At 66.8% G+C, this 22,394-nt stretch carries 19 protein-coding genes and 1 tRNA gene; 11 read left to right on the top strand and 9 right to left on the bottom strand.

Annotation, left to right across the window (positions count from 1 at the left end):
• Positions 1–47 precede the first annotated feature (47 nt).
• Positions 48–734 (top strand): tRNA (5-methylaminomethyl-2-thiouridine)(34)-methyltransferase MnmC2, encoded by a 687-nt coding sequence (mnmC2, locus tag BLV97_RS04635; RefSeq protein WP_035842573.1) that lies wholly within the window; start codon positions 48–50, stop codon positions 732–734.
• Positions 731–1,633 carry a DMT family transporter gene (locus BLV97_RS04630; RefSeq protein WP_035842570.1) on the top strand — a complete coding sequence of 301 codons (903 nt, stop codon included), beginning with the start codon at positions 731–733 and terminating at the stop codon, positions 1,631–1,633. Before mnmC2 ends, BLV97_RS04630 begins: the two co-directional genes overlap by 4 nt.
• 7 nt (positions 1,634–1,640) lie before the next feature.
• Here BLV97_RS04630 and map read toward each other — a convergent pair whose 3' ends face one another.
• Positions 1,641–2,450 carry a type I methionyl aminopeptidase gene (gene map / locus BLV97_RS04625; RefSeq protein ID WP_035842567.1) on the bottom strand — a complete coding sequence of 270 codons (810 nt, stop codon included), beginning with the start codon at positions 2,448–2,450 and terminating at the stop codon, positions 1,641–1,643.
• 201 nt (positions 2,451–2,651) lie between these two features.
• Positions 2,652–3,347 (bottom strand): DNA/RNA nuclease SfsA, encoded by a 696-nt coding sequence (sfsA, locus tag BLV97_RS04620; RefSeq protein ID WP_035842564.1) that lies wholly within the window; start codon positions 3,345–3,347, stop codon positions 2,652–2,654.
• A gap of 46 nt (positions 3,348–3,393) precedes the next feature.
• Here sfsA and BLV97_RS04615 point away from each other — a divergent pair, with 46 nt between their 5' ends.
• Genes BLV97_RS04615 through BLV97_RS04600 form a run of 4 tightly spaced genes read left to right on the top strand, consistent with a single transcriptional unit; the run spans position 3,394 to position 6,397 of the window.
• A complete protein-coding gene (locus BLV97_RS04615) occupies positions 3,394–4,128 on the top strand; it encodes a competence/damage-inducible protein A (RefSeq protein ID WP_035842561.1) in 735 nt (244 codons plus the stop codon).
• Entirely contained in the window at positions 4,125–4,841 is a 717-nt protein-coding gene (locus BLV97_RS04610) for a GNAT family N-acetyltransferase (protein WP_035842558.1), read from the top strand. The genes BLV97_RS04615 and BLV97_RS04610 overlap by 4 nt, the downstream gene beginning before the upstream one ends.
• Positions 4,842–4,862: 21 nt before the next feature.
• A complete protein-coding gene (locus BLV97_RS04605) occupies positions 4,863–5,441 on the top strand; it encodes a peroxidase-related enzyme (protein ID WP_035842555.1) in 579 nt (192 codons plus the stop codon).
• Positions 5,438–6,397, top strand: coding sequence for an OmpA family protein (locus BLV97_RS04600; protein WP_035842552.1), 960 nt, complete (start codon positions 5,438–5,440; stop codon positions 6,395–6,397). Before BLV97_RS04605 ends, BLV97_RS04600 begins: the two co-directional genes overlap by 4 nt.
• Before the next feature lie 126 nt (positions 6,398–6,523).
• On the opposite strand, the gene BLV97_RS04595 is transcribed toward BLV97_RS04600, so the two are convergent.
• Positions 6,524–7,429 carry a LysR family transcriptional regulator gene (locus tag BLV97_RS04595; protein WP_035842549.1) on the bottom strand — a complete coding sequence of 302 codons (906 nt, stop codon included), beginning with the start codon at positions 7,427–7,429 and terminating at the stop codon, positions 6,524–6,526.
• A 186-nt stretch (positions 7,430–7,615) separates the two neighbouring features.
• The gene (locus BLV97_RS04590) at positions 7,616–9,631 is read right to left on the bottom strand and encodes an NADPH-dependent 2,4-dienoyl-CoA reductase (RefSeq protein ID WP_035842546.1); all 2,016 of its coding nucleotides are present in this window, start codon (positions 9,629–9,631) and stop codon (positions 7,616–7,618) included.
• A gap of 184 nt (positions 9,632–9,815) precedes the next feature.
• Here BLV97_RS04590 and recO point away from each other — a divergent pair, with 184 nt between their 5' ends.
• Positions 9,816–10,547, top strand: a complete 732-nt coding sequence (recO, locus tag BLV97_RS04585) for a DNA repair protein RecO (RefSeq protein ID WP_035842542.1) — start codon at positions 9,816–9,818, stop codon at positions 10,545–10,547.
• Here the strand turns inward: recO and BLV97_RS04580 are convergent.
• Positions 10,529–11,554 (bottom strand): NAD-dependent epimerase/dehydratase family protein, encoded by a 1,026-nt coding sequence (locus BLV97_RS04580; RefSeq protein WP_035842539.1) that lies wholly within the window; start codon positions 11,552–11,554, stop codon positions 10,529–10,531. The genes recO and BLV97_RS04580 overlap by 19 nt on opposite strands.
• A gap of 420 nt (positions 11,555–11,974) precedes the next feature.
• Here BLV97_RS04580 and BLV97_RS04575 point away from each other — a divergent pair, with 420 nt between their 5' ends.
• Both BLV97_RS04575 and BLV97_RS04570 read left to right on the top strand, forming a co-directional pair.
• Entirely contained in the window at positions 11,975–13,810 is a 1,836-nt protein-coding gene (locus tag BLV97_RS04575; protein ID WP_244520966.1) for an autotransporter assembly complex protein TamA, read from the top strand.
• The gene (locus BLV97_RS04570) at positions 13,810–17,373 is read left to right on the top strand and encodes a translocation/assembly module TamB domain-containing protein (RefSeq protein WP_035842533.1); all 3,564 of its coding nucleotides are present in this window, start codon (positions 13,810–13,812) and stop codon (positions 17,371–17,373) included. The genes BLV97_RS04575 and BLV97_RS04570 overlap by 1 nt, the downstream gene beginning before the upstream one ends.
• Here the strand turns inward: BLV97_RS04570 and BLV97_RS04565 are convergent.
• Both BLV97_RS04565 and BLV97_RS04560 read right to left on the bottom strand, forming a co-directional pair.
• On the bottom strand, positions 17,367–18,179 hold the full coding sequence (locus tag BLV97_RS04565; protein WP_051646058.1) for a YihY/virulence factor BrkB family protein: 813 nt from the start codon (positions 18,177–18,179) through the stop codon (positions 17,367–17,369). The two genes, BLV97_RS04570 and BLV97_RS04565, sit on opposite strands and share 7 nt — an antisense overlap.
• A 104-nt stretch (positions 18,180–18,283) precedes the next feature.
• Positions 18,284–18,475, bottom strand: a complete 192-nt coding sequence (locus BLV97_RS04560; RefSeq protein ID WP_035842529.1) for a hypothetical protein — start codon at positions 18,473–18,475, stop codon at positions 18,284–18,286.
• A gap of 240 nt (positions 18,476–18,715) precedes the next feature.
• On the opposite strand from BLV97_RS04560, the gene BLV97_RS04555 reads away from it, so the two are divergent.
• Positions 18,716–19,966, top strand: coding sequence for a glycosyltransferase family 4 protein (locus BLV97_RS04555; protein ID WP_035842526.1), 1,251 nt, complete (start codon positions 18,716–18,718; stop codon positions 19,964–19,966).
• A gap of 7 nt (positions 19,967–19,973) precedes the next feature.
• Here the strand turns inward: BLV97_RS04555 and BLV97_RS04550 are convergent, their stop codons facing one another.
• Both BLV97_RS04550 and BLV97_RS04545 read right to left on the bottom strand, forming a co-directional pair.
• Positions 19,974–20,987, bottom strand: a complete 1,014-nt coding sequence (locus BLV97_RS04550) for an NAD-dependent epimerase/dehydratase family protein (protein WP_035842523.1) — start codon at positions 20,985–20,987, stop codon at positions 19,974–19,976.
• 161 nt (positions 20,988–21,148) lie between these two features.
• Positions 21,149–21,233: transfer RNA gene (locus tag BLV97_RS04545), tRNA-Leu, on the bottom strand.
• 164 nt (positions 21,234–21,397) lie between these two features.
• Here BLV97_RS04545 and BLV97_RS04540 point away from each other — a divergent pair.
• Positions 21,398–22,384, top strand: a complete 987-nt coding sequence (locus tag BLV97_RS04540) for a complex I NDUFA9 subunit family protein (RefSeq protein WP_035842520.1) — start codon at positions 21,398–21,400, stop codon at positions 22,382–22,384.
• Positions 22,385–22,394 lie beyond the last annotated feature (10 nt).

Below are 22,394 nucleotides of genomic sequence, written 5' to 3'. Positions count from 1 at the left end.
TCTCCGCGCCGTTGATCATCCTCGCCCGCGACTCGGATGTAGGGCATATGCAGCGATCAGACCAGAGCGCGAATCTGACATGGCGCGACGGCGGCGTGCCGGTGTCGACCCTTTTCGATGACCCCTATTTTTCGCTGGCCGGCGGGCTTGAGGAGACGAGGCATGTCTTTTTGCAAGGCAATGACCTGCCCGCGCGCTTCCGTCCCGGTTTTCACATTGCGGAACTGGGTTTTGGCACCGGGCTTAACCTGATCGCGGCGCTTCTGGAATGGCGTGCGGCTGGGTGCAAGGATCGTCTCTATTACACCAGTTTCGAGGCTTTCCCCATGACGGCCGCTGACATGTCGCGCGCGCTTGAGGCCTTTCCCGCCGCGCGTGCGGCGGCGGAGGAGGTGCTGGCGCAATGGGCGGCCGGGCGCCGGGTGATCGAATTGCCGGATCTGCGGGCCGAGATCGTTCTGGGCGACGCGCGCGAGACCCTGCCGCGATGGGGCGGCCGCGCGGAGGCTTGGTTTCTGGATGGGTTCTCGCCTGCGAAGAACCCCGAGATGTGGGCGCCCGGGCTGATGGCGCAGGTCGCCGCCCATACCGCCCGCGGCGGCAGTTTCGCCAGCTATACGGCGGCGGGATTCGTGCGCCGCGGGCTGCAGGAAGCGGGCTTTGCCGTCACCCGCGTGCCGGGATATGGACGCAAGCGGCATATGAGCCGGGGCGTGCTGAAGGACAGCCCATGACCGAGCAGAACACCCGCCTCGGCATTCTTCTGATGGTCGCCACGACCTTCGTCTTCGCACTGCAGGACGGCATCTCGCGCCACCTGGCGGGCAGCTACAACGTCTTCATGGTGGTGATGATCCGCTACTGGTTCTTCGCCGCCTTCGTCATCGTCGTCACCGCGCGTCGCCCGGGCGGGATCCGCCGGGCGCTGAAACCGCGTTTTCCCCTGTTGCAGAGCCTTCGCGGCACGCTTCTTGTCGTCGAAATCTGGGTCATGGTGCTGGGTTTCGTCCACCTCGGACTGGTCGAGGCACATGCGGTCTTCACCTGCTATCCGCTGCTGGTGTCGGCGCTGTCGGGGCCGGTCCTGGGCGAATCCGTAGGCTGGCGGCGTTGGGCCGCTGCCGGGGTGGGTTTCCTCGGCGTTCTGATCATCCTGGAGCCGGGGGTCTCGGTCTTCTCGCCCTGGGCGCTGGCACCGCTAAGTGCCGCGCTGGGCTTCGCGCTCTACTCGCTGCTTACCCGCTATGTCGCGCGGGCCGATAGCGCCTCGGTCAGCTTCTTCTGGACGGGCACCGTGGGCGCGGTGATCGCAACGGCGGTAGGCCTGTTCTTCTGGCAGCCGATGAGCGGGCCCGACTGGGGCTGGATGGCGCTGTTGTGCGTCACCGCGGCCTTCGGGCATTTCCTGCTGATCCGCGCCTATGAGGTGGCCGAGGCAAGTTCGGTCCAGCCCTTTGCCTATTTCCAGCTGATCTTCGCCTCGATGATCGGCATCACCGTGTTCGGCGACCTGTTGCAGGTGAATGTGGTGATTGGCGCGGCGATCGTGGTGGGGGCCGGGCTGTTCACCCTGTGGCGTGCCCAGGTCAAGACACGCAGGGAACGCCGCGCCAGCGCGGTTGCTGCGAAATAAGGCCCGTTCACCGCCAGGTCGGGTGGAATTTCCCGGCCGGCGAGAGGGTGAAGATCTCGGCCCCGGCGGCGGTGACACCCACCGAATGTTCGAACTGCGCCGACAGCGACTTGTCGCGGGTCACCGCCGTCCAATCATCGGCCAGAACCTTGGTTTCGGGGCGGCCGAGGTTCACCATCGGCTCGATGGTGAAGAACATCCCCTCTTCCAGCACCGGGCCGCGGCCGGGGCGGCCGTAGTGCAGCACATTCGGCGGCGCGTGGAACACCCGCCCCAGCCCATGGCCGCAGAAATCGCGCACCACGCTCATCCGGTTGCCCTCGACATAGCTTTGGATCGCGTAGCCGATGTCGCCGAAGGTATTGCCGGGCTTCACGGCCTCGATCCCGATCATCAGCGCGTCATGCGTGACCTGGATCAGCCGCTCGGCCTTGCGGCCGAGGTTTCCGGCCACATACATGCGGCTGGAATCCCCGAACCAGCCGTCCAGGATCACGGTGACGTCGATGTTCAGGATATCGCCGTCCTTCAGCGTCTTTGGCCCCGGAATCCCATGGCAGACGACATGGTTGACCGAGATGCACGAGGCATGTTGATAGCCGCGATAGCCGATCGTGGCGGAAACGGTGCCCAGTTCGGTCACACGACGGGTGATGAAATCGTCGATTGCCTCGGTCGTGGCGCCGGGCACGACATGTTCGGCCACCTCGTCGAGGATCTGCGCCGCCACACGGCCGGCCGCATGCATGCCCGCGAAATCGCCGGGTTCGTAGATGGTGATACCGTCTTTGGTGACGCGGTTGCTGCTATCGTCCACAGCGCCCTCCGTATTCCTGGGCGCGATGCGCCGGTTTCGGGGGTTAGATAGTCCCAAAGGCGCGATTTGGCCAGCGTTTCGGAAGTTGGGGCCATGGCGCCCCGTCCAAGGCGGGGCTTTCGCGCAGACGCCCCTGGGGGTCTTGGGGGGGTGAACCCCAGCACCAAGGCACGCAAGAGAGGTGTCGCGGAACCCGCACCCCTATGCGACCGGCAGTGCTCGCGCCGCGCGGACCCCCTCGGGCGAAACCTCGGTGCCCAACGCCAGCATCTCGACCCCCGCGGCGCGGGCGGCATCGAACGCCATCGCATAGGCCGGGTCGATATCCGCGGCGATCCGCACCCGCGTGCCATCGCTTCGCGACACGAGATAGAGCATCACCGCCCGCCGTCCGGCCTGCGCCTCGCGCGCAAGCTCTTGCAGGTGCTTGGTGCCGCGTTTCGTCACTGAATCGGGAAATTCCGCCCATCCGCCGCGCGAAAGCGTAACGCTTTTCACCTCGACCAATGCCTCTCCTCGCGTCGGGTCGGACAGCAGGAAATCGACCCGGCTGCCCGCACCATAGGGCACCTCGGCGCGGATCGTGGCATAACCCGCGAGGTCCGGCACCGCGCCGGTCGCCAAGGCTTCGGCCACGACGCGGTTCGCCAGCCCGGTATCCACCGCCACCAGCGTGCCGGGCGCGGGCTCTACCAGTTTCCACGAATATCCAAGCTTCTTCTTGGGATCATCGTTGGGCTCCAGCCAGCACCGGGCCCCCTCTGGCGCCAAACCCAGCATCGAGCCGGGATTGGGACAATGCGCGACCACCTCGCGCCCGTCCGGAAGCCGCATGTCGGACAGGAACCGCTTGTAGCGCCGGATCAGCCGGGCCTGAAGGAGGGGTGGAAAGCGCATGACACCCGCCCTATACCGCAAGGATAGCCCGTGCAAGGAGAGTGCCATGGCCGCCAACCCCACCGCCGCGATGATCGTGATCGGAGACGAGATCCTGTCCGGCCGGACGCGCGATTCGAACCTGCACCACCTGGCGGGCAAACTGACGGACCACGGCATCGACCTGGTCGAGGCGCGGGTGATCGGCGACCGGCGCCAGACCATCATCGACACGGTGAACGCGCTGCGCGCGCGGGTCGATCACGTCTTCACCTCGGGCGGGATCGGGCCGACGCATGACGATATCACCGCTGATGCCGTGGCCGCCGCCTTCGGCCTGACCGCCGGCATCCGCGACGACGCGCGGGCGCTGCTGGAGGACTACTTCGCCAGCCGCGGGGTCGAGGCGACGCCGGCGCGGATGCGGATGGCGCGGGTTCCCGAGGGCGCCGTTCTGATCGACAACCCGGTGTCGGTGGCGCCGGGGTTCAGCCTGGGCAACGTCCATGTGATGGCGGGTGTGCCCAGCGTGTTCGAGGCGATGCTGCAAGGCGTCCTACCAAGGTTGACCGGGGGCGCGCCGGTGCGCTCTCGCACGCTGCGGATGCTGCGCGGCGAGGGCGATGTGGCAGAGATCCTGGAGGCGGTGGCGGCGGAATATCCCGATCTCAGCTTCGGATCCTATCCGTTCCAGCAAGATGGCCGCTATGGCACCAATCTGGTGATCCGGGGCACGGATGAAGCGCTTCTGAATCAGGCTCTGTTCCGGCTGGAATCGGCCCTTTCCGAGGATGCCGCATGACCCGACCGGACATTGCGGCGCTTTGCGATGTGGTCGATGCCACCTGGCCGCCCGCCGCCTTTCACCGCACCGGTCCCTGGGTGGTGCGCGAGGGGCGGGGCGGCGGTCAGCGCGTTTCGGCCGCGACGGCCGCGGGCCCGGTGACCGAGGCCGATCTGGATAGCGCCATCGCCCGGCAGCGGGCCCTTGGTCAGACCCCGATCTTCATGATCCGGCCAGGCGACGAGGCCCTTGACGGCTGGTTGGCGGCGCGCGGCTTTCGGGTGAAGGACCCGGTCGTCCTATACCTCGCGCCGGTCGCCGCGCTGGCCGAGGCGATCCCGCAGGTTACGGCAATGACGGTCTGGCCGCCGCTGCAGATCCAGCGCGAGATCTGGGAACAGGGCGGCATAGGGGCGGCCCGGCTGGCGGTGATGGAGCGCGCCGAAGGCCCCAGGACCGCGATCCTGTCGCGGCGCGCCGACAAGCCCGCGGGCACCGGTTTCGTCGCGATCCACGACGGCGTGGCGATGGTCCATGCGCTGGAGGTCTCGGCCAACCGCCGCCGGCTGGGCGCGGGACGGTACATCATGCGTTGCGCTGCCAACTGGGCGCGGGCCCAGGGCGCCGAATGGCTCTCGCTCGCCGTGACCGAGGCCAATCTGGGCGCGCGCGCCCTCTATGCTTCCCTCGGGATGGAGGAAGTGGGAAACTATCATTACCGCGTCCCCTGAGGCGCGCGAGAGGAGGCGAGGATGGACTGGACCACGATCAAGGAACCGACCGCGCTCGATCTGCCGATGGTGGATCCGCTGCCCGAGTCGACCGCGAAATACTTCCGCGTCTGTCAGGAAAAGCTTGGTCTCATACCGAACGTGCTGAAGGCCTATGCCTTTGACATCGACAAGCTGAATGCCTTTAGCGCGATGTACAACGATCTGATGCTGGCGGATTCCGGTCTGACGAAGCTAGAGCGCGAGATGATCGCGGTGGTGGTGTCGTCGATCAACCGCTGCTGGTATTGCCAGGTGGCACATGGCGCGGCGGTGCGCGACTTGTCGGGCGACCCGATGCTGGGCGAGGCGATGGTGATGAACTATCGCGCGGCACCGCTGGATCCGCGCCAGCGCGCGATGCTGGATTTCGCGGCGAAGCTGACCGAAACCCCCGACCGGATCGTCGAAGAGGACCGCGCGGCACTGCGCAAGGCGGGCTTTTCGGAACGCGACATCTGGGATATCGCCTCGGTGGTGGGGTTCTTCAACATGACCAACCGGGTGGCGGCGGCGACCGAGATGCAGCCTAACGCCGAATATCATGGCCAGGCGCGATGAAGGCGGCGCTGGCGCTGGCCGGGCTTCTGGCGCTTGCCGCGCCGGCGGGGTGGGCGCTGACACTGGATCTTCCGGCCAAGGCGGAACTTCGCGCTGAAAAGAGCAGCGTGCTTGGATCCTACCGCTTTCCGGTCGGGCCGTGGAAGGATGGCGGTTTCCAGGCAAAGCGCGCCGAGGGGCCGGTGCTGATCCGGGCCTGGCGCGTAGACCAGCGCGATCTTACGACGCTGCAGGTGATGGCCGATCTGCGCGCCCAACTGGAAACGAAGAGGTTCACGCCGCTTTATGAATGCGACACGCGCGCCTGCGGCGGTTTCGATTTCCGCTATCACCTGCAAATTCTGCCAGAGCCGCAGATGCACGTCGATCTGGGCGATTTCCGCTATCTGGTGACGCGCCGCCAGGCTGATACCGGGCCGCAATATGTGGGCCTGCTGGTCAGCCGCAGCGCGGAATCGCGCTTTGTCGAGGTGATCCGCGTGGGCCTTCCGCTGCCCGCTGCCGCCAAGGCCACCGCCGCCAAACAATCGCCGCCCGATGCCGGACCCCCTCCCGCCGCGATCCCGGCCCCGCCGCCCCAGGACGTGGCCGCGGGCCTGGCCGCGGGCGTCGCGGTGCCGCTCGATGATCTCGACTTCTCCTCGGGCTCGTCCGATCTGGCGCCGGGCGAATACGGCTCGCTCCGCACGATCGCGGATTACATGAAGGCCCATCCCGACCAGCATATCACCCTGGTCGGCCATACCGACACGACCGGCGGCTTGGAACCCAATCTGGCGCTGTCGAAGAAGCGCGCCGAATCCGTGCGGGACCGGCTGATCAAGGATTATGGCGTCGATCCCAAGAAGATCGCCGCCGCCGGAGTGGGCTATCTCGCGCCGCGGGCCTCGAACGACACCAAGGCCGGACGAGAGCGCAACCGCAGGGTTGAGGCGATGGTGGATTCAGGCCAGTAGAGGCGCGCCTTGGCGCCGGGGGGTAACCCCCCGGGGGATATTTCCCCCACGAAGAAGACCCGAGGCGCCCTTGGCTTTCATTGTTCCCCAAATACGCCGGGGGTGCAGGGGGCAGCGCCCCCGCCCTTACCAGCTTTCGGGGCCCTTGTCGGCGAATTGCCGGGCCAGGAAGTCGATGAAGGCCCGCACCTTGGGCTGGGTGAACCGGCCCGGCGGATAGACCGCGTAGATGCCCTGCGTCTCGGTCGGCAGGCCGGGGATGGCCTCCTCGATCTGGCCCGAACGCAGCGCATCGGCATAAAGGAAGCTGGGCAGATACGCGATGCCCAGCCCCGCGATCGCCGCATGAAGCAGGGATTGCCCGTCGTTCACCGTCAGCCAGCCCGCGGTGCGGACCTGGCGCTTTTCGCCCGAGGGCGCGGTGATCTTCCAGACATTGCCGTTGGCCTGATTCGAATAATGCAGCAGCTTGTGCTCGTTCAGGTCGTCGATCTTCTGTGGCCGCCCGTAGCGCTGGAAATAGCTGGGCGAGGCGATCATCTTCTTCGTGGTCTCGGTCAGCTTGCGCGCCATCAGCGTGCTGTCCTCGAGATCGCCGATGCGGATCGCCATGTCGAACCCTTCGCTGATCAGTTCGACGTAACGGTTGTTAAGCACCATGTTGACGGTGATATCGGGATATTCCTGCAGAAAGCTTCCCAGGATCGGAGACAGCAGATTCACCCCGAAATCGGTCGCGACCGAGATCCGCAACAGCCCCGACGGGGCCGATTGCATCGAGGTCACCAGCGCATCGGCCTCGCCCGCGTCATTCAGCACACGGCGCGCGCGGTCATAATAGGCCAGGCCGATTTCGGTCGGCGAGACCCGTCGTGTCGTCCGGTTCAGAAGACGCGCACCAAGACGGGCCTCCAGCGCCGAGACGTGTTTGGAGACGGCGGATTTCGAGATCCCCATCTTCTTGGCGGCGTCGGTGAATCCGCCCTGGTCCACCACCGTGGCGAACGCTTCCATTTCCGTCAGTCGGTCCATTGTGCACCCATTGGCTACTCTGCACGTCGCAGACCGTTATTGGCGCCAAATCGGGCAGGATTGGGTCAGAGGGCCGACAATATCGGGGTTTTGTTCTGGATCGTTAATGGCAGAGAAACACCGGGGGACAGCCTTCTGCCCCGGTTGTTTCGGCATCAGCATCAATACCTTGCCCTATGCCGGATATCAAAGCGTCGCGGCCAGCCGGGCGCCCTGATCTATGGCGCGCTTGGCGTCCAGTTCCGCGGCCACGTCCGCCCCGCCGATGACATGCGCGGCCACGCCCGCCGCCGCCAGCGCATCGGCCAGGCCGCGCGCCGGTTCCTGGCCCGCGCAAAGCACCACCGTATCGGCCTCGATCAGTTCCTGCCGTCCGTCGCGGGCAATCCACAGGCCCTGATCGGTGATCCGCTCGTAGCTGACCCCGCCCAGCATCTTCACGCCCTTCGCCTGCAGCGTGGCGCGGTGGATCCAGCCGGTGGTCTTGCCCAGCCGCTTGCCCGGCTTCTCGGCCTTCCGTTGCAGAAGCGTAACCTGCCGCGCGGGCGGCGCGGGGCGCGGACCTTCCGGCGCCAGCCCGCCGCGCGCCTCGGACGGGTCGGCCACCCCCCATTCGCGCCGCCACAGCGCGGCATCCTCGGCCGGGCTTACCCCGTCCTCGACCAGGAACTCGGCCACGTCAAAGCCGATCCCGCCGGCGCCGACGATCGCCACGCGCTCGCCCGCTGTGGCCTTGCCGCGCAATACCTCGGCATAGCCCAGAATCTGGCCGCCCTCGACGGGAATGCCCGGATCGCGGGGGCGGACGCCGGTGGCCACGATCACCGCGTCGAAACCTTTCAGCTTGGCGACGTCCGCCTCCACCCCCAGGCGCAGGTCGATGCCGGCCTCGGCTACCATGGTCTCGTACCAGCGCACCAGGCCATGGAATTCCTCCTTGCCGGGGATCACGCGGGCCATGTTCAACTGCCCGCCGATCCGGTCGTCGCGGTCGAACAGCGTCACCCTGTGGCCCCGACCCGCCGCGACCAGCGCCGCCGAAAGGCCCGCGGGTCCCGCGCCGACCACCGCGACCGTCTTGGGCGTATCGGCGCGCGGATAGGTCAGTTCGGTCTCGTTGCAGGCGCGGGGGTTGACCAGGCAGGTGGTCAGCTTGCCGCTGAAGGTGTGATCCAGGCAGGCCTGGTTGCAGGCGATGCAGGGGGCGATGGTCTCGGCGCGCCCGGCGGCGGCCTTGGCCACGAAATCGGGATCGGCCAGGAAGGGCCGCGCCATCGAGACCATGTCCGCCGCGCCGTCGGCCAGCACCGTTTCGGCGATCTCGGGGGTGTTGATCCGGTTCGAGGTGATCACCGGAATGCCGACATGGCCCATCAGCTTCTTCGTCACCCAGGCAAAGCCCGCCCGCGGGACAGAGGTGGCGATGGTCGGGATCCGCGCCTCGTGCCAGCCGATACCGGTGTTCAGGATCGTGGCCCCCGCGGCCTCCACCTTGGCGGCGAGGCCCAGTACCTCGTCGAAACTCTGCCCGTCAGGCACCAGATCCAGCAGCGAGATCCGGTAGATCAGAATGAAATCCTCGCCCGCCGCCTGACGCACCCGCTTTACCACCTCGACGGGCAGGCGCTGGCGGTTCTCGACCGAGCCGCCCCAGCGGTCCTCGCGCCGGTTCACATGGGTGACCAGGAACTGGTTCAGGAAATAGCCCTCGCTGCCCATCACCTCGACTCCGTCATAGCCGGCCTCGCGCGCCCGCGCCGCCGCCGTCGCGATGTCGCCGATCTGCTTTTCGATCCCGGCCTCGTCCAGCGCGTTCGGCACGAAGGGAGAGATCGGAGATTTCACCGCGCTGGCCGAGACGCAACCGGGCCCGTAGGCATAGCGCCCGGCGTGCAGGATCTGCATCGCGATCTTGCCGCCGGCGTCATGCACCCGGTCGGTGACGATGCGGTGGTTGGCGATGTCTTCGGGGGTGAACAGCCCGGCAGCGCCCGGAAACACTCCGCCCTCGACATTCGGGGCCATGCCGCCGGTGACCATCAGCCCGACGCCACCGCGCGCCCGCGCGGCATAGAATTCCGCGACCCGGTTCCAGTCGCCGCGCTCCTCCAGGCCGGTGTGCATGGACCCCATCAGCACGCGGTTCTTCAACTGCGCAAAGCCCAGATCCAGCGGCGCAAGCAGATGCGGATATGCGGTCATGGCAAGGTCCTCCCTGAACGCGCAACATGATGCGCCGCGTGGCGCTTGTCACCCGCAACGCGGCGTCATCCCTTTCATCTTGGCGGAAATACTCCGGGGGGCGCAGGGGGGCAGCGCCCCCCGCCCGGCCCGCGTATTCGCCTGATCCCCTTGCCTCGGCGCGCACCCGGTGAATACTGCGGCCATGGATTGGCGCGACGAAGGCGTCCTTCTTGCCGTGCGCAAACATGGCGAGAGCGCCGCGATCATCGAGGTCTTCACCCCCGCCCATGGCCGCCATGCCGGCGTCGTGCGCGGCGGTGGGGGGCGTCGTTTCGCGCCGGTGCTACAGCCGGGCAATCAGCTGGCGCTTGGCTGGCGTGCGCGGCTTGAGGATCATATCGGTGCCTTTACCGTGGAACCCCTGCGCGCGCGGGCGCCGGCGCTGATGGCGGATCGGGCCGCGCTGGCAGGGTTGTCGGCGACCTGTGCGCTGCTGTCCTTCGCCCTGCCCGAGCGCGAGCCGCATCTCGGGCTTTACGACCGCTCGATCGCGCTGTTCGATGCGCTGGGAGCGCCGGGTTGGCCGCTGGCCTACCTGCGCTGGGAGATGCTGTTGCTGGACGAGATGGGCTATGGCCTGGATTTGGGCGCCTGCGCGGTGACCGGCAGCCGCGAGGATCTGGCCTATGTCAGCCCCAAGACGGGCCGCGCCGTCAGCCGCACGGCGGCCGGAGACTGGGCGCCGCGGCTGTTGCCGCTGCCGGCATGTCTGCTGGGGCAGGGGCCGGCAAGCGCGGGCGAGATCGGCGAGGGCCTGGCCGTGACAGGCCATTTCCTGGCCCACCGCCTGGCGGTGGCGCTGGGCAAGCAGGCCCTGCCAGAGGCGCGGCAGCGGCTGGTCGATCTGCTGGCGCGTCAGTCCGCCAGCCCCTGATCGACCAGATAGCGCGCAGTATCGACCAGGCTTTGTTCGGCGGGCAGGAAGGTCATGCCCATCTCTTGCCGCGCGCGGGCGTTCGACACCGCGTCCAGCCGGCCAAGCTGCGGCAGGATCGAGCGAATCGCCGGGTCGAACAGCCCCAGCGCCCGCATCAGCAGGTCGGGCGCGGTGCGGGTCGCGATCTTGCGGTCGGGGAAGGCATCCTTCAGCGCCGCCGCCATCTGGGCGAACCACAGTGCCCGATCCGCCGCGATATAGCGCCGGCCGGTGGTGTCCGGGCGCTCAACCGCGCGCAGATGCATCTCGGCCACGTCGCGCACGTCGACCACGGCAAAGCCGATGCGCGGCACCATCGGGTCCTTGCCCGACAGCATCCGCTTCACCACCCCCACGGAGGCGCCGTAATGCCGATCCAGCGGCGGCCCCAGCACGAAGGCCGGGTTGATTGTGGTCAGTGCCAGATGCGGCGCCTGTTCGCGCACGATATCCCAGGCCGCACGCTCGGCCAGGGTTTTTGAGCGCGCATAGGCGCTGGCGGCCTTGCTGGTCACGTCGGTCCAGTCGTCCTCGGTATAGGGACGGCCGGGATCGGTGCCGGTGGCGATCGCCACGACCGAAGAGGTCAGCACCACGCGTTTCACCCCCGTCGCCCGTGCCGCGGCCAGCGCCCGCAGAGAACCGTTCACCGCGGGGCGAATCAGTTTCTCGGGGTCTCTCGGCTGGCTGATCGGAAAGGGAGAGGCCGTATGCACCAGCACCTCGGCCCCTTTCAGCGCGGTGGTCCAGCCGTCGTCGGCCGTCAGATCGAGGGTCGCAAAGCGCAGCCGTTCCAGCGCGGCGGGGTCGGTCAGATGCGGGGCCAGCGCCGCGCGGACCTCGTCCATCCGCGCAGGCGAGCGGACCGATCCGGTCACGCTATGGCCCGCGTTCAGAAGCCTCAGGGCGATATGCTTGGCAATATAGCCCGAGATGCCGGTCAGCACGATGCGCTTGCCGCTCATCCTTGATCCCTCCGTTCCGTCCCGTTCGCGCTAACGTAAAGTGGCTTGGGTTCCGTCGCCGCCAAGCGCGGGGGATCCCTGCGAAGGCACGGATCCTGGTTGTTCCCCGCGCGCCTGCCTGCCGTGCCCCGAACCGGCCAGCCGGTGGCGCAAGAATGTCCACGAATTCCGCCATGCCGGCCGCAGGCGACCTGCTACGCCCCTTGCCATTTCCCTCGCCCGGGTTTCCCTGCGCGTCAGTCAATCACGCCTGCGCCATGGGGGGAAGGGAAATACCTTTGATCCACCCGGGCCAAGTTCCGACCCCGCACACGCGCTTGTGTCATCCGTCGGCGGAAATACGTCCGGGGGTGGGAAGGCCCGGATTGCCCCGGCCACGCCACCATGCGACAAGAAATCTGACGAAGGATGGAGGCACGTTTGCGGGCATCGACAGGCAGAGCGGGGCGGCGGTTCACCCTGGCGCTGTCCCTGTCGCTAAGTCTGGGCTTGAGCCTCGGCCCCGCCGCCGACGCGGCCGGGCGCGCGGGCAAGTCCGACAAGGTCGTCTTCCGGGTGCCCGGCGCCCCGAAAAGCCTGACCACGGCGCTCGAGAACGCCTCGGTTCTGCTTTCGACCCAGTCCGACGGCCACACCGACGCCCAGGACCTGTTCGCGGCCGCGCGCGCGGATTACGCAAAGCTGGTCGGGGCGCTCTATGCCCAGGGGTATTATTCGGGAATCATCCACATCCTGGTCGACGGTCGAGAGGCCGCCCAGATCGCGCCGCTCGATGCGCCCCGCACGATCGGGCGGGTTGTGGTGACCATCGACCCGGGGCCGCGCTTCACCTTCGGCACGCTGAAGCTGGCACCGCTGGCGCCGGGCAGCCGGCTGCCCAAGCCCTTCGCGCCGGGCCAGCCGGCGCTGAGCACCGCGGTGCAGGCCGCGGTAGGGGATGCGGTCGGCGCCTGGCGCGACGCCGGTCATGCCAAGGCGCAGGTCGGGCGCCAGCAGATCGTGGCCGACCATCCGGCGCGCAAGCTTGACGCCGCAGTCACCCTGGTGCCGGGCCCAAAGGTGACCTTCGGCAACCTGCTGCTGACCGGCAAGACCACGATCAGCCCGGCCCGGATCCGCCAGATCGCGGGATTTCCCACTGGCAAGACCTTCAACCCCAAAGAGGAAAAGAAGGCCGCGGATCGCCTGCGCCGGGCGGGGGCGTTTTCCTCGGTCGCCTTTTCCGAGGCCAAGACCCTTGGCCCTGGCGACCGGCTGGACGTGACCGGTGCGCTGGTCCAGGCCAAGCGCCACCGCGTGGGGTTCGGCGCCGAACTGGCCAGCCAAGAGGGGCTGACGCTTTCGGGATTCTGGCTGAACCGCAACTTTCTGAACGACGCTCAGCAATTGCGTATCGACGCAAAGGTAAGCAGGTTGCGGGCGCAGAACGGCGCGCCGGATTACGGCCTGAAGCTGCGCTTTGATCGTCCCGCGGTCGTCACCCCCGACAGCGCGCTTTACGCCCAGCTCAGCACCCGTCAGCTGAACCAGACCGATTACACCGAGACCCTGGCCTCGGGCGAGATCGGGCTGACCCGGATCCTGCGCGAACATCTGACCGCCACCGCCGGCATCGGCTATGAGGTCAGCCGCGTGACCGACACGCTGGGCGAGCATTGGTTCCACGACATCAGCCTGCCGCTGGGGCTGATCTATGACAGCCGCGATTCGACGCTGAATCCGCGCAAGGGCGTCTATCTGGACGCGCTGGTGAAGCCCTACAAGGGCTTTGGCGGCACCGGCGACGGCGCCCAGATCAAATTGGACGCGCGCGCCTACAGGCAGCTGGGCAAACGGGTGACGCTGGCGGGCCGGCTGCAATTCGGCTCTGTCCTGGGCTCGTCCGTGGCCGGTACGCCGCGCGATTACCTGTTCTATTCGGGCGGCGGCGGCACGGTCCGGGGGCAGCCCTATCAATCGCTGGGCGTCTATGTCCTGAGCCCCACCCAACGCACCGGAGGGCGCAGCTTCATCGGGCTGTCGGGTGAGATCCGCACCCGGATCAATGCCAGTTTCGGCGTCGTGGCCTTCTATGACGCGGGCTATGTCGGCCCCGATAGCCTGCCCGGCAAGGGCGGGGCCTGGCAGGCCGGCGCCGGGCTGGGGCTGCGCTATTTCACCGGAATAGGCCCGATCCGTCTGGATGTCGGGCTGCCGGTGTCGGGTGGCACCGGCAAGGGGCCACAGATCTACGTCGGCATCGGGCAGGCCTTCTGATGCGGCGGCTGGGCACCCTTCTTGCGACCATCGCGCTGCCGGCGCTGGCCTTCGGGGCCGCGAAGGACGATGGCCAAGGCTATCTGACACAGCTTTTGGAAAAGAACCTGTCGAGCGCGGGGCGCGTGGTGCATATCACCGGGTTCGAGGGCGCGTTGTCGTCGAAGGCCAGCCTCAAGACCCTGACGATCGCCGATTCCAAGGGCGTCTGGATCACCCTGAAGGGCGTGACGCTGGATTGGTCGCGGCTGGCGCTGCTGCAAGGCAAGGTCGAGGTCAACCAGCTGACGGCGGATGAGATCGACATGCCCCGCCCGGCGATCACCGAACCCCGCAAGGCCCCGCCCCAGGCGGCCGCGCCGGGGTTCAGCCTGCCGCAACTGCCGGTTTCGGTCTCGATCGGCAAGATCGAGGCAAAGAAGGTGGTGCTGGGCGCGACGGTGCTGGGCCAGCCGGCGGTGGTCAAGGTCTCGGGCAGTGCGCAGCTGGCGGGCGGCAGCGGCAAGGCCAAGATCGACCTGCAGCGCATCGACGGCAAGACCGGGCAGATCCTGCTGGATACGAGCTATGCCAACAGCTCTGGTCAGCTGGCGGTGACCCTGAAGGTCGAGGAGGCCGCGGGTGGCATCGTGACGACGGCGCTGGGCCTGCCCGATGCGCCGGCGTTGGCGCTGAACGTGGACGGCAAGGGGCCGATCGACGATTTCGACGCCAAGATCAGCCTGGCGACCGACAATCAGCCGCGGCTGTCGGGCAATGTGGTGCTGAAAGGCGAAAAGGGCCCTGACGGCAAGCTGACCAACCATTTCACCGCCGATCTGGGCGGCGATATCGCGCCGCTCTTCGCACCGCAGTACCAGCGCTTCTTCGGCCCCAACGTGAAGCTGCAGGTCGCCGGCGCGCGGCTTCCCTCTGGGCAGGTGCGGGTGTCGAAGCTGGATCTGAAGGCGCGGCAGATCGCGTTGCAGGGCCAGGTCGATATCGGCGCCGACGGGATGCCCAGCCGCATCGACCTGACGGGCAGGCTGGCGGCGCAGGATGGTGGGCCGGTTCTGCTGCCGCTGCCCGGCGGCGCGACGCGCGTGGATCACGCGGATCTGAGCCTTCGATACAATGCCGCCACCGGAGACGGCTGGAAAGGCACGGCGCGGATCGCCGGCCTGTCCCGGCCCGGCATGGCCCTGGCCGATGCCACCCTGACCGGCCAGGGCCGCATCGCCAAGCTGAACCCGCAGGACAAGGCGCGCGGCATCGACGGCACGCTGACCCTGCAGGGCAGCGGCATGAGCCCGGCCGATCCGGCGCTGGCAGCCGCGCTGGGTGGCACTGTGAACCTGACCACCCAGTTCCACTATGTCCCGGGAGAGCCGCTGCAACTGCCGCAATTCAGCCTGAGCGGTGCCGATTACGGCCTGTCGGGCAAGGCCGAGATTTCGGGCCTGGACAAGGCGATGCAGATCAGCGGCCAGGCCAGCGCCACCTCCAGCGACATCGCGCGCTTTTCCGCGCTGGCGAGGCGCAAGCTGAGCGGTTCGGCCAAGGCGCAGATCAGCGGAACGTTCGCGCTTCTGGCCGGGACCTTCAACCTGGGCGGGTCGGTCGATGGCACCGATCTGACGATCGGGGTGCCGCAGATCGACGCGCTGATGAAGGGCAACAGCCATGTCGGTTTCTCGGTCAGCCGCGACACCAGTGGCCTGACGCTGCAAAGCCTGCAGATCAATGCCCGGTCGCTGAATGTCAGCGCCGAAGGCACGGTGAACACCCACGCAGCAGATATCCGCGCGAATCTGTCCTTTGGCGATATCGCGCAGCTTGGGCCGGGCTATGGCGGGTCGCTTGACGCGCGCCTTGCATTGACCCAGCAGGGCACGACCAGGTCGATCGCGTTGCGCGGCGCCGGAAAGAACCTGCGCCTGGGCCAGAAGATCGCCGACCGGCTGCTGCGGGGACAGACCGATTTCAACATAGCGGCCCATCAGACCGGCGCGGCGATCGGGGTCGACAAGATCGACCTGCACAATCCGCAACTGTCGCTTAGCGCCCTGCCGCGGACGAATGGGTCGGACGTGCTGGCTGTGCGGGCGCGGCTGGCGGATCTGGCGCAACTGGCCTCGGGCTTTCCGGGACCGGTCAGCGCCGAAGGGACGGTGACCCCGGCCGCCAAGGACTTTGCCGTAGATCTGGCCATGCGCGGCCCCGGCGGCATCGACGCGCTGCTGAAGGGCCGCCTGGCCCGGGATCTGTCCTCGGCCGATCTGAAGGCCTCGGGCAGCGCCCGGGCCGAGCTGATCAATCCGCTGATCGCGCCGCGATCGGTTTCCGGGCCGGTGCGGTTCGATCTGGCGCTGCACGGGCCGCCGAAGCTGGGATCGCTGTCGGGGCGGCTCGATTTCGCCAATGGGCGGATCGCGGCGCCGGTGCTGGGGATTTCGGCCACCAATGCCGGGCTGAACGCCAGCTTCACGGGCGGTCAGGCAAGGATCGCGGGGCAGATGGATGTGGGGGGCGGCACGGTGAAGCTGTCTGGGCCGGTGTCGCTGCTGCCGCCCTATGACAGCGACATCGCGGTCGCTTTGAACCGCGTCGGGCTGAAGGACCCCGAGCTGTTCGCCACCCGCGCAAGCGGCGCGCTGACATTGAAGGGCCCGCTGACCGGCGGTGCCGCGATCGCGGGCCGTGTCGCCCTGTCAAAAACCGAGATCCGCGTGCCTTCGACCGGCCTGGGCGGATCGGACACGATCCCGCAGGGATTGGTGCAGAAGGGGGCCTCGGCCCCGGTCCTGGCGACTTTGAAGCGCGCCGGTCTGGGCGCGAAACCGGGTGCCACGACCGCCGCCGCGGCGGCGGCGGCACCCCTGCGCCGCCCGTTCCGCATGAACTTGACGATCTCGGCGCCCGAGCAGCTTTTCGTGCGCGGCCGGGGGCTGGACGCGGAACTGGGCGGCCAGATCGCGCTGACCGGCACCTCGTCCGACATCATCCCGATCGGCAGCTTCGATCTGAAGCGCGGCCGGCTGGATATCCTGGGCAAACGGCTGGATCTGACCGAAGGCAGCCTGCGCCTGCAGGGCCGGTTCGTTCCCTATGTGCATCTGGTCGCCTCGAGCACCAGCAACGGGGTGACGTCGATCGTCACGGTCGATGGCGTGGCGACCGATCCGAAGATCACCTTCTCCTCGTCTCCGGCGCTGCCGCAGGAAGAGGTGCTGTCGCAACTGCTGTTCGGGCAGGGGCTGTCGAAGATCTCGCCCTTTCAGGCGGCACAGCTGGCTGCGGCGGTGGCGACGCTTGCGGGCAAGGGCGGCGAGGGGATCGTCTCGAAGCTGCGCCGCAGCTTCGGGCTGGACAATCTGGACATCCAGACTGACGCCCAGGGGCAGACATCGGTGAAGCTGGGCAAATACATCTCGCGCCGGCTGTACACCGATGTGACTGTGGGACAGAACGGTACCTCGCAGGTGGATCTGAACCTCAACGTCACCAAATCGGTAACGCTTAAGGGCTCTGCCGCGTCGACGGGGAATACCGGTATCGGCGTCTATTACCAGCGCGATTACTGACCCCGCGGCGCCCGGGTCAGCGCCACGTTCAGCGCCGCGCCCAGCAAGATCACATAGGCCGAAAGGTAGAACCACATCAATAGCGCGACCACGGCGCCGATGGATCCATAGGTCCGATTGTAGCTTTGGAAATGCGAGATGTAGAAGGAAAACCCCACCGAGGCGGCGATCCACAGCGCGACCGCTAGCAGCAGGCCGGGCCAGACACGTTCATCCCGTTCGTCAAGGTTGGGCCCGAAGCGATAAAGAAGGCCGATCCCCAGAAGCACCGCCGCCAGGGCGGTAGACCATTGTACGACCGGCACCACCAGCTGGGCGAAGGGGCCCAGCGGGATCACCGTCAGGATGATCGGTAGTATGATCACCGCGGCAAGCGCGATCAGCCCCATGGCGATCAGGATCAGCGTCAACAACATCGCCGCAAGGATACCGCGCAACCCGCCCCGGTCACGGGTGCGATGGATGGTGTTCAGTCCCTGCAGCAGCGCCGACACCCCCGACCGCGCCGACCAAAGCGCCAACAGCGTAGACAGGATCGAGGCCCAGCCCAGGGTGGAATTGTTGGCCGCGATCAGCGCCTGGACCTGTCCGTAGAACAGGTCGAACGCCTGGCTGGGCAGGAATCTCGCCATGAGCGCCGCCTGCTGCTCGATCACCGCCGGGTTCCAGACAAAGCCCCAGAGCGCAATCAACGCGGCGACCGCGGGAAAGATCGCCAGCATCGCGAAGAAGGCAACCCCTGCGGCCACCAAGCCAAGCTTGGCCTCGTTCGCGATCTGCGAGATGACGGAGATCAGTTTGAGCATCAGCGCCGCCGTTCATCTTTGCCGGGTCCTTGGCGCGGCCTCCGGCGTCTGTCATGAAAAAGCCCGCCGGAGCGGGCTATTTCGAAACATTCAAATGGTCACCGTCAGGTGCCGGAGGTCGAGTTGCTGCTCGACGCGATGGTTGTGGCAATCACCACGGCCACGACGGTCATGACGGCAGCGCCCCCGCCCCCCAGGGCCCCGAGCGAGGTGGGGGCGGCCTGTGCCGATGCAGTGGTAGCGATCCCGCCGGAGAGGCCGGTCGCCAGAGCGGCGGCAAGTACGATCTTCTTCATCTCGTTCTTCCTCGGTAAAATACGGAAATCATGGAAAGCCTAACATTGGCCCTGAATGGAATAAAGAAAAATCTGGAGACATCGGCGCAGCTCCGCGGATATGTTCAAATCCTGTTCAGATATCGACCCTAGGCTGTCTTGCCGCGGCGAAAAGGCTGGGCCGGGGTGCCACGTGCGGGCATTCTTGCGGGCAAGGGCGGCGCGGCCTAACCATGGCTTCGTCAACAGGGGCGGCTGCGCGTGAACATCCTATTCGTCCATCAGAATTATCCTGGCCAATACCGCCAGCTGCTCGAATGGCTGATCGCGCAGCGCGCCCACCGGATCGTCTTTCTGACCCAGCGTCAGGGTCTGCCCGTGATGCCGGGCGTAACGATCCGCGCCTATGCCAGCCATCATCGCCCCGCCGCCGATGCCTATGGCCTTTCGCGCCATTTCGAGGAGTGCATGGGCAATGGCTATGGCGCGGCGCTGGCCGCGCAACAACTAAAGCAGGAGGGTTTTACCCCAGATATCATCCTGGGCCATATCGGCTGGGGCGAAGTGACCTTTCTCAAACAGGTCTGGCCCGGGGTGCCGGTGCTGGGCTATTTCGAATATTTCTTTCTCGCCCGCGGCGGATCCGTGGGTTTCGATCCGGAATTCCCGGCCGCGCCCGAGGCGCCCTATCTGATGCAGGCGCGAAATGGTGCGAATTATCTGGCCGCCGCCTCCGTCGATCTGGGCCAATGCCCGACCGCGTGGCAGCTAGGCACCTTTCCGTCCGAAATGCAGGCCAAATGCTATACCTGCCACGACGGCATCCGCACCGACCGGCTGCGGCCCGACCCGGCGGCCAGCCTCTCGCTTGGCCGCCTCGACACCGCGCTGACCCGCGACGACGAGGTCTTCACCTACATGGCGCGCAACATGGAACCCACCCGCGGCTTTCACATCTTCATGCGCGCCTTGCCCCGGATCCTGGCCGCCCGGCCCCGGGCGCGCGCCCTGATCATCGGCGGCAACGAGGTCTCCTACGGAAAGGGCAGCGGCGAAAAGGGCGGCTACCGCGCCGAGATGGAGCGCGAGCTGGGTGACCGGCTGGATTGGGATCGGGTGCATTTCCTGGGCCGTGTGCCCTATGCGTCCTATCGGCAGGTGATCCAGCTAAGCCGGTGCCACATCTATCTGACGGTGCCGTTCGTGCTGTCGTGGTCGCTGATCGAGGCGATGTCGATGGGCGCGACGATCGTGGCCTCGGACACCGCGCCGGTGCGCGAGGTGATCGCGCATGGCAGGAATGGCCTGCTGGTCGACTTCTTCGACCCCGCAGCGCTGGCCGCGCAGGTGACCGAGGTGTTGGAGCGGCCCGGGGACTTTGCTGATCTGGGCGTTCGCGCCCGCGCCGACGCGGTGGCGAAATATGACTTCCTCTCGGCCACCCTGCCGGAGCATCTGAAACGGATCAACGCGCTGCTGCCACGGCGCGATCGGATCGAATTGCGCGGATGAAAAGGCTCTATTTGCCGTAGTAGTCTCGAAACCACTCCACGAAACGCGCGATGCCGTCGTGGAAATCGGTTTGCGGACGATAGCCGGTAAGGTTTTGCAAAAGCGTGGCATCGGCCCAGGTGGCGGGCACATCGCCTTTCTGCATTTCCATGTAATTGCGGATCGCCTTCTTGCCCAGGCAATCCTCGATCGCCTCGACGAAATCCAGAAGCCGCACCTTGTCGGAATTGCCGATATTCACCACCCGATAGGGCGCGACGGGGGAAAGCGAATCCCAATCGGCGATGTCGTCGCGGCTGGCGGGGCGGACCGGGACGGCGTCGATCAGCAGGCGAATGCCCCGTACCAGATCGTCGACATAGGTGAAATCGCGATACATCTCGCCGTGGTTGTAGATGTCGATCGGCCGGTTTTCGAGTATCGCGTCCACGAACTTGTAAAGCGCCAGATCCGGGCGGCCGAAGGGGCCGTAGACGGTGAAGAAGCGGAACATCGTGGTCGGCAGGTTCCAAAGATGGGCATAGGAATGGCCCATCGATTCGTTTGCCTTCTTGGTCGCGGCATAGATCGTCAGCTGCGTGTCGGCCTTGTCGCGTTCGGTGAACGGCATGTCGTCGTTCGCGCCATAGACCGACGAGGTCGAGGCCATCAGCAGATGTGCCACCTGCAGGCGCCGGGCCGCTTCCATCACGTTGAAGGTGCCGACGATGTTCGAATCGATATAGGCGCGCGGGTTTTCCAGGCTGTAGCGCACCCCCGCCTGCCCGGCGAGATGGACGATGACTTCGGGGCGGAACTCATCCGCCATACGGTCGAACAGGGCGGCGTCCTCCAGCATCCCTTCGGTTGCGGTGAAATTCGGGCTTTGCAGCAGGATCGCATGGCGCCGCCGTTTCAGCGCGACGTCGTAGTAATCGGTCATCCCGTCGAAGCCATGCACCCGGAAGCCCTCGGCCAGCAGCAGGCGGGCCAGGTGGAAGCCGATGAATCCGGCGGTGCCGGTGATGAGGATACGCTGCATGGATGCCCCCGGAATTGCCATCGGGCCTTGTGCGGCCCTGCCCGGCGAAGCAACGCGACCAAAGCGCGAAGGTCAAGACGGAAGGCCGCCGCCCGCCCTGACGTGGCGCGCGCATGGGGCGCTGGCGATGCTGGGAAGAGGTCGCTGTCCGGGGAAAGACATGGTGCCCAGGAGAGGACTCGAACCTCCACATCTTGCGATACAGGTACCTGAAACCTGCGCGTCTACCAATTCCGCCACCTGGGCCGGTGTCGTGAAGGGCGATGTATCGGGGGGCGCTGACAGTGTCAACGGGGTCTTTCGCAAAAACCGCGCGATACAGTTGCGCCTTGTTCCCGCCGTCCCGCGAAGCTATTCAGAGGCCAGCGATTGCGCGCCTGACGCGGCGCCCAAGGTTCGGAGGGCGGGACATGTCGAAGCTGGTCACGATCTATGGCGGTTCGGGGTTCGTGGGACGCTACATCGCGCGACGGCTGGCCAAGAACGGATGGCGAATCCGCGTCGCCGTGCGGCGCCCGAACGAGGCGCTTTTCGTGAAGACCTACGGCGCCGTCGGCCAGATAGAGCCTATATTCTGCAACATCCGCGACGACGAGTCCGTGCGCGCGGCGCTGCGTGGCGCCGACGCGGTGGTCAATTGCGTCGGCGTCCTGGTGCGTGAGGGCCGCAATACCTTTCGGGCCGTCCAGGCCGAAGGCGCGGGCCGCATCGCCCGCATCGCCGCCCAGGAAGGCGTGGGCCGGCTTGTGCATCTCTCGGCGATCGGCGCCGACGCCGAGGGCGGCAGCGATTACGCCCGCACCAAGGCCGCCGGCGAACAAGCGGTGACCGAGGCCTTTCCCGGCGCGGTGATCCTGCGTCCATCGGTGATCTTCGGTCCCGAAGATGGCTTTTTCAACCGCTTCGCGTCGCTTTCGCGCTTCTCGCCGATGCTGGCGATCGTCGGCGGCAAGACGCGCTTTCAGCCGGTCTATGTCGATGACGTGGCCCAGGCAGCGGTGGCGGGGGTCGAAGGTCGGGCCCAGCCGGGGATCTATGAACTTGGCGGCCCCGAGGTTCGCACGCTGCGCGAAACCTGCGTCTGGCTGCTGAACGAGATCCGCCGCCGGCGGTTGATCGTGAACCTGCCGTTCTGGCTGGGTGCGCTGATGGGCGGGGCCTTCGATCTGCTTCAGACGCTTAGCGGCGGGTTGCTGGTTAATCGTATCCTGACCCGCGACCAGGTGCGCAGCCTGCGTCATGACAATGTGGTGTCCGATGGCGCGCGTACCTTGCGCGATCTCGGTGTTGCCCCTACCCCGTTCGAGGCCGTTGTGGGCGATTATCTCTGGCGTTACCGCCCGGCGGGGCAGTTCGAAGAGATCACCGAATCCGCACGCAAACTGAACAAGGCCTAAGCTGGGGCGG

This window comes from Allgaiera indica (assembly GCF_900106675.1).
Taxonomy (GTDB): Bacteria; Pseudomonadota; Alphaproteobacteria; order Rhodobacterales; family Rhodobacteraceae; genus Acidimangrovimonas; species Acidimangrovimonas indica.
The sequence above is the reverse complement of the archived record's forward strand: the minus strand, read 5'-3'. Positions and strand labels throughout refer to the sequence as shown.

Excerpts from the sequence above, each read along its gene's own strand:
- mnmC2 (WP_035842573.1), top strand. The coding sequence starts at position 48 with ATGCAGCGATCAGACCAGAGCGCGAATCTGACATGGCGCGACGGCGGC.
- BLV97_RS04630 (WP_035842570.1), top strand. The coding sequence starts at position 731 with ATGACCGAGCAGAACACCCGCCTCGGCATTCTTCTGATGGTCGCCACG.
- sfsA (WP_035842564.1), bottom strand. The coding sequence starts at position 3,347 with ATGCGCTTTCCACCCCTCCTTCAGGCCCGGCTGATCCGGCGCTACAAG.
- BLV97_RS04615 (WP_035842561.1), top strand. The coding sequence starts at position 3,394 with ATGGCCGCCAACCCCACCGCCGCGATGATCGTGATCGGAGACGAGATC.
- BLV97_RS04610 (WP_035842558.1), top strand. The coding sequence starts at position 4,125 with ATGACCCGACCGGACATTGCGGCGCTTTGCGATGTGGTCGATGCCACC.
- BLV97_RS04605 (WP_035842555.1), top strand. The coding sequence starts at position 4,863 with ATGGACTGGACCACGATCAAGGAACCGACCGCGCTCGATCTGCCGATG.
- BLV97_RS04600 (WP_035842552.1), top strand. The coding sequence starts at position 5,438 with ATGAAGGCGGCGCTGGCGCTGGCCGGGCTTCTGGCGCTTGCCGCGCCG.
- BLV97_RS04595 (WP_035842549.1), bottom strand. The coding sequence starts at position 7,429 with ATGGACCGACTGACGGAAATGGAAGCGTTCGCCACGGTGGTGGACCAG.
- BLV97_RS04590 (WP_035842546.1), bottom strand. The coding sequence starts at position 9,631 with ATGACCGCATATCCGCATCTGCTTGCGCCGCTGGATCTGGGCTTTGCG.
- recO (WP_035842542.1), top strand. The coding sequence starts at position 9,816 with ATGGATTGGCGCGACGAAGGCGTCCTTCTTGCCGTGCGCAAACATGGC.
- BLV97_RS04580 (WP_035842539.1), bottom strand. The coding sequence starts at position 11,554 with ATGAGCGGCAAGCGCATCGTGCTGACCGGCATCTCGGGCTATATTGCC.
- BLV97_RS04570 (WP_035842533.1), top strand. The coding sequence starts at position 13,810 with ATGCGGCGGCTGGGCACCCTTCTTGCGACCATCGCGCTGCCGGCGCTG.
- BLV97_RS04565 (WP_051646058.1), bottom strand. The coding sequence starts at position 18,179 with ATGCTCAAACTGATCTCCGTCATCTCGCAGATCGCGAACGAGGCCAAG.
- BLV97_RS04560 (WP_035842529.1), bottom strand. The coding sequence starts at position 18,475 with ATGAAGAAGATCGTACTTGCCGCCGCTCTGGCGACCGGCCTCTCCGGC.
- BLV97_RS04550 (WP_035842523.1), bottom strand. The coding sequence starts at position 20,987 with ATGCAGCGTATCCTCATCACCGGCACCGCCGGATTCATCGGCTTCCAC.
- BLV97_RS04540 (WP_035842520.1), top strand. The coding sequence starts at position 21,398 with ATGTCGAAGCTGGTCACGATCTATGGCGGTTCGGGGTTCGTGGGACGC.